Annotated in this window: 4 protein-coding genes; 1 reads left to right on the top strand and 3 read right to left on the bottom strand. The window is 36.1% G+C overall.

From position 1 onward, the window contains the following. Positions 1–235: 235 nt before the first annotated feature. Both JIV24_RS15675 and JIV24_RS15670 read right to left on the bottom strand, forming a co-directional pair. On the bottom strand, positions 236–880 hold the full coding sequence (locus JIV24_RS15675; protein ID WP_200466008.1) for an HNH endonuclease: 645 nt from the start codon (positions 878–880) through the stop codon (positions 236–238). Positions 881–886: 6 nt separating this feature from the next. After that, positions 887–2125, bottom strand: coding sequence for an AAA family ATPase (locus tag JIV24_RS15670; protein ID WP_200466007.1), 1239 nt, complete (start codon positions 2123–2125; stop codon positions 887–889). A 267-nt stretch (positions 2126–2392) separates the two neighbouring features. Here JIV24_RS15670 and JIV24_RS15665 point away from each other — a divergent pair, with 267 nt between their 5' ends. Beyond that, positions 2393–5374: a PEP/pyruvate-binding domain-containing protein gene (locus tag JIV24_RS15665; protein WP_200466006.1), complete on the top strand. Its 2982-nt coding sequence runs from the start codon at positions 2393–2395 to the stop codon at positions 5372–5374. A gap of 26 nt (positions 5375–5400) precedes the next feature. Here JIV24_RS15665 and JIV24_RS15660 read toward each other — a convergent pair whose 3' ends face one another. Beyond that, positions 5401–6591, bottom strand: coding sequence for a hypothetical protein (locus JIV24_RS15660; RefSeq protein ID WP_200466005.1), 1191 nt, complete (start codon positions 6589–6591; stop codon positions 5401–5403). Positions 6592–6655: the final 64 nt, after the last annotated feature.

Genomic DNA, 6655 nt, shown 5'->3' with positions numbered 1-6655 from the left:
AATATACCATTTAATCATCAGAATATCAATTAATTAAACCGCTTAATTTATTCTATTTTAGGACTTTAAACAACTTCATGATATCAAAATTCATATAAATACACATCCTTATTGATACTGTTATTATCAATTTTGATATAGGTGTTCATCTAATTTTATATGGATACACATCTTTTTTGATGTCGTAGATATCTGATTGGATGTCATAGAAATAAACATTGGGTTTGTCAAATGCTTAATTCCATTTAAGGTAAGAACTGAAAGTTGCATTTAGTGAATCAGAGTCCTTTATTATCCAGTATTTAAAACCCAAAAATTCTTTGCTAATATGCAGACTGTCAATGACGGCTTGTTTGTTTTCGGTTGACGGATTGCATTGATAATCAACCAATAGTTTTAGAAAGCCTTTAATTTGTTGCTTAATATCTTTATAGAACTCGTTGGTTCTGACATCGCGAATTTCATTTTTACCATTATGGAGTTTCTTTAGCAGAGTAATGGTGTCCACTGTTTGCTTATCGGTATTGATACTTTCAAATGTTGCTTTTTGAGATGAAAAATCGATACGTTGTTCTATTATTTCTTCTATCTGGTTGGTTGTTGGGTCAAGCAACTGTAGAGCATTGTGCTTCCTTCCATTACAGTAGGGGCATGAAAGAAACAAATTGTTCCATTTGAATTTTAACTCAGGGTAATAGCCTTCTGCTTTTGGTTTTAAGTGTTCAATTTCAAAGCTCTTGTGTGTCAATTGCTCGCAAAGGTAACATTTGCCATCGTGGTCTGTGATGAGTTGAGTCTGCACATCTTGTCCATCGTAAGCTGTGCATGGATTCTTGTGTAATGAGGCAGGAACTTTTTTAGCCTTGCGTACTTTAATCATACAAGCTTATTTGATAGGGTATTTTACTTTTAATAGAAGGTACTGTTCTAATATATTCTCAGGAGTTAAATTCTTATCCAGCTGGCCAAGTTCTTCATCAAGATTTTTAAGTTCTTTTGTTTCAGCCATATCTCGTTCTACCAAATCGAGTAATTCTTCAAATCGTTTCAGCTTGCAGTCAAGGTGAGATGATTCGCTGCTAACATTAAAGTAACCTTCTGCCAATGCTTCATATGAGTATGTACTCAAGTCGTCCAAACTTTCTTGTTTTTCTAAATCATAGGCCACAGCATTGTCAATAGAACTTAGTACAAATGGCGAGTGGGTGGTAACAATAAATTGAATATTAGGGAATACCTTTGTTAAAAATGGAAGAATGGTTTTTTGCAATTCTAAATGAAGGTGGGTTTCTATTTCGTCAATTAACACAATACCCTCTTTTTGAAAAGCACGGGTAATATTATCGGGTGATTGCATTTTTAGTATCAAATCGGCTACAATATCAATAATTGCCGAGTAGCCATCAGATAATTCATTAAAGCCAAAGCACTTGTTGTTTTCAATTATAGAAAAGGAGTAGTCTTTAAAATTAAACTCCAATTGAACATTGCTGTTGCCAAATATATCTTTTAAAAGGTTTGTAAAGTTATCGAACCAGACTCTTATTTCATCGGCATACTTTTCGTCATTCTCATTACGAGCTAAAGCTTCTTGAACTTTTAGGTCAACTAAGAATTTTAGGAATTCCTGTTGAGTGTTGTCTTGTATCTGGTAGAGTGTTTTTAGGTTCGGTTTCTCAGGGTTAGGGGGTTTGTTCATTAATGTCTTTCGATTGGCTTCATATATGGCCATGACGAAATTATTAGCATGAACTAGTTTAGATATTTCAATAATATGAGTAAAATTAATGTTTACCTTTCCAAAGGTATTTTGAAATTGTTCGTTATGGTATTTGAAGTTTTGTTCTTGTTGGTGTATAGCTGTATGAGGAGCATTTTGATTGATTAATTGTTCTAGTCTAATCTTGGAGGAATCTAAGAATTCTCCATATCGTAAAAATTGTAGCGTAGAATCGTTTATTATTCTGCTCAATAATTCTTTAAGTGAAATAAGTAAAGACGTTTTTCCACTTCCATTTTTACCCGTAATTATTAGATGTTTTTTCTCCTTTTTGTCAATAGGTATATGAATATTCTCTAAATGGAATATCTTGTTGATTTGAATATCAGTAATGAAGTGGCTCATACATTATAATTTAATTGGTGTTTAAAAATACAAATAACTTTACAATTAAAGTTAGTCATGTTTTGTTTCCATCTTTCTCAAAGCCCTAATCATTAGAGAAGGTCAAGCGAACTGTCACATAGCATGCCATTCTTAATCTCAAAATCATCCCTCTTTTCTTCTCATCCCAACATTTTTCACTTATTTTGCTGCTATTGTTCAATTCAACTTTAGGGTCAGTACTTTGTTGTCTAATAGTCTAAGCTCTATCAGTCTAAAATCTATAGGATGAATAACAACATCAACGAATTATCTCTTTCAAATCTATATAATCGTAAGCGTTCCGATCGTGACATTTTTCAGGAGCTAATGTCCTTTAAGGTCAAGGAAGTTTTACTCATTGCCAATCATTACGATGCCTATAGCATAGTGCGTGAAGGACGTTTTTTTGATAAGATATTTGGCGAGTACTTACAGTTGAATTTGTTTACAGCGCCCCGTATTACAAGTGTTGCCACCTGTGCCGAAGCTGAAGAATTAATGGCCGAGCGTGAGTTTGATATGATCATACTTATGGCAGGTCTTGATAAGCAGTTACCCTTGCAAATGAGTGCTCGCTTAAAAGAAGTGCAGCCCAATGTGCCTATTTTGTTAATGGTTAATAATAATGCCGATCTCAAGTTCTTTGACGAGGCGAGCGGTAATATTGAGCACATCGATCGTGTATTTGTTTGGAATGGTGATTCTCGTGTTTTTTTAGCGATGATTAAATACGTTGAGGACAAAATGAATGTGGCCAACGATGTAAAGGTGGGTGATGTACGTGTTATCCTCCTGGTGGAAGATTCACAAAAGTATTATACCCGTTATCTGCCATTGTTGTACTCGATAATTATGCGCCAAACGCAAGCGATTCTGAGCGAAGAATCGAGCGATCAGTTGCATAAAATCATGAAGATGCGTGTGCGTCCGAAAATTTTACTGGTAAGTAATTATGAAGATGCCGTTCAGATTGTAGATAAATACCTTGACAACCTCATTTGTGTGATTTCAGATGTGCAATATGCCCGCAATGGTGTCGACGATGTTGATGCTGGCGTTGAGTTGATTAAATATGTAAAGTCAAAAACCATAATACCAACCTTGCTGCAATCATCAGATCCGGCTAATGCTCTGCGTGCCGAAGCTGTTAATTCTGATTTTATCGATAAAAACTCCGATAGCTTATCACTTGATATATACAATTTCATCCACCAAAAACTCGGGTTTGGTAATTTTGTTTTTAAGAATACACGTGGCGCCAAAGTGGCGGTGGCACGTAATATGAAGGAGTTTGTTGATTGTATTGAAGAGGTTACACCTGAATCGTTACTGTATCATGCCCGCCGTAATGGTATTTCAACCTGGCTGATGGCTAGGGGAGAGATAACCATTGCTAAACGCCTCCGTCCATATCGGATTGAGGACTTTGAAAGTTCAACAAAGCTCCGACAAGCTATACTTGAAGTATTTGAAGATGTGCGTTTAAGGCGTCTTCGTGGCAAGGTTGTGATGTTTGATAAGGATATGGTTAAGAGTAGTCGATACATTGTGCGTATTGGCGAAGGATCCTTTGGTGGTAAAGGTCGTGGTGTGGCTTTCCTGAGTAATTTTATTGAGAACATCAACTTTGATCGCATCATCGATAATATTAATATTCGTATTCCGGTTACAACCATTATTGGTGCTGGTGAATTCACCCATTTTATTGAGAAGAACAATCTCTATACTTTGGCTTTCGTTGAAAAGAAATATGACGAGATTAAAGAGTTGTTCTTGAAATCGGAGCTAAGCGATGAGGTGAATGAAAAGCTAATGCAATATGTTGAGGTCATGGATCAGCCTTTGGCCGTGCGTTCTTCCGGATTATTTGAAGATAGTCTGTTGCAGCCTTTTGCTGGTGTTTATGCCACATTCATGGTGCCCAATAATCACCCCGATGTCAATGAGCGTTTCCGACAGTTATGTACTGCTGTCAAATTAGTTTATGCCTCCATGTTTAGTGATCCTGCCAAGGCTTATTTCGATGCGGTAAATTATAAGATTGAGGAGGAGAAAATGGCCGTTATTATTCAGGAGGTTGTTGGTGGCAAGGTCGGAGATCGTTTTTACCCTCATATTAGTGGTGTGGCACAGTCATATAACTACTATCCATTTTCTTATATGAAGCCTGAGGACGGTTTTGCCGTGTTAGGAGTTGGTTTGGGTAAGTATGTGGTTGGCGGAGAAAAAGCCTATCGTTTCTGCCCTAAACATCCAAAACTGGAATTGAATTCCATACAGGATCAGATAAAAGATTCACAAACCTATTTCTATGCCTTAGATTTAGAAAAAGATGATTTCTGCCTTGAAAAGGGGGGCGAAGATGCTGCCATTGTTAAGCTAAGCATTAAAGAAGCCGAAGAAGATGGAAACCTGAAGCATTGTGCTTCGGTGTATGATTACAATTACGACCGAATGACCAATGACTTCTCAAAACGTGGGCCGCGTGTGGTTAACTACTCAAATATTCTTAAGTACGACTATATTCCGCTTTCGCAAACGCTGGATATGTTGCTTCGTTTCTTTAAAGAGGCAATGGGTGCGCCTGTTGAAATTGAGTTTGCTGTTGATCTGGAGGCAGGGCGTCGAAATCTGCCAACTTTATACCTTTTGCAAATCAAACCGCTTATCCGTGTTGAAAACAATGTAAATATTGACTTTGAGGCAGAGGATACCGATAAAATGATATTGCAGTCGATTAAAGGTATGGGTAACGGTCGATTAAACCATATTAAAGATGTGGTGTATATGAATATTGATGTATTTGATCGTACCAAAACTGCTGAGATGGGCGCCGAGATGGCCGAAATTAATAAGTATTTCGAAGAGCAAGGCAAAGAATATGTACTGATTGGTCCCGGACGATGGGGTACACGCGATCGTTTTACGGGCATTCCGGTATTTTGGTCGCAAATATCACATGCACGTGTTATTGTTGAAATGGGCTTACCTGATTTTCCACTAGATGCTTCTCTGGGATCGCATTTCTTCCATAATGTCACATCCATGAATGTGGGATACTTTAGTGTTCACCATAATAATGACGAACAATTTGTAAAACTAGATAGGTTAAAATCACAAAAGTTGGTGCGCGAAACTGAATACTTTCGTCATGTTGAGTTTGAAGATCCATTAACTATTTTAATGGATGGGAAAAAGCAAAGAGCGGCCATTGTTATCAATGATTGATAAAAGGAAACCAATCTATGCAGTCATTATGATTGTTGAGCAATAGTAATGCAATTGTCACAAGGGTGGATCTGCTCTATATTTTTTTGAGAAGGGTTGGTTTTATTGGCTTCAATGAAATAATTCTTAGCCAATGTGAAGAGTTCAATTAGTTCAACTTCAGGTAATTCTCTTTTTGCTAACTGGTTTTGGGCAAAAGACAGGTAGCTGGTTGCTATTAGCGCAATTGGAAAATTATGCTGCGATTTTTCAATTTGGCTAAATAGTTCTTTTGCTTTGACAATGTCTTTTAAATAAAGGTTGATGTTGGCCAAAATGAGGTCGTTTGTTTGCAAACCACTGGTTTCGTATTGTTTTTTAATGGCGAAGAGTACTGTTCTATCTGTTAAAATACATAGTTTAACTATGTTGTCGTATGAAAAGTAGTTGAGGTGACTAGCTATTTGTGTATGGTAGAATTGAATTTCATCATTGGATTCGGCCTGGTACAGAATTTTTAAGTAGTTGATAGGTGGTAATGGTTGACCTGATAAAATAGCATATTTAAATATATTATTAGTCAGTGTTGTGTCCTTATTTTCTGAGGCTAATATTGCAAGGTTGGAAATGTTTTTGAAAAAGAGGTGTCTTATGGCTTGTTCTGTTTTAAGATCGTATTTATTAGTGATGTGACTGGCTTCCATTCTGTGTTTGCTATAGTCCGAGGAGTATGTCTGTGATGAAGGGAGTAATTTAGAGGAAAGAGAATTGTTATAAAACTTTAGTTCCGATGTCATCCAAATAAGATGCGAAAGCAGTAGTTTGGAAGTATTTAAATTCTTCTGCTTAATCTCCTTTTCTAGTACTTTACAACCCATTAAACTAACTCTTGGAAGGTCTATTAATTGGTATGCATAAAATGAATTAGAAGCGGTAGTGTGCCAATTGATTTCTCTTGTTATATCTGCCTTTTTTAAAATCTGTATAAAAGAGTCCAGTAGTAAAGGATTAAAGTTCTCAATATTGGTCTTTTTATTCAGGAACTTTTTTTGAAATAAAACAAGATTATCGTGATTTGTATTACTTTTTGTATCAGGATGATTGTTTATTAGATGAAGAGCTTCTTCAGGCTGATTATCTTTAATGTATTGTTTGATTTGTTTGTCAATATTCTGTCCATTGCTCGAAAGTGATAGACAAAAGTATACAATTGCTAAAGTGAGATATTTAGTTTGCATATCCTACAGACTGGTTTTAATATAAAGAAACAAAAATATATTCAATAGGCAATAGATGGTTTTG

The organism is Carboxylicivirga marina (assembly GCF_016612505.1).
Lineage (GTDB): Bacteria > Bacteroidota > Bacteroidia > Bacteroidales > Marinilabiliaceae > Carboxylicivirga > Carboxylicivirga marina.
This window is presented reverse-complemented; position numbering and strand designations above follow the sequence as displayed.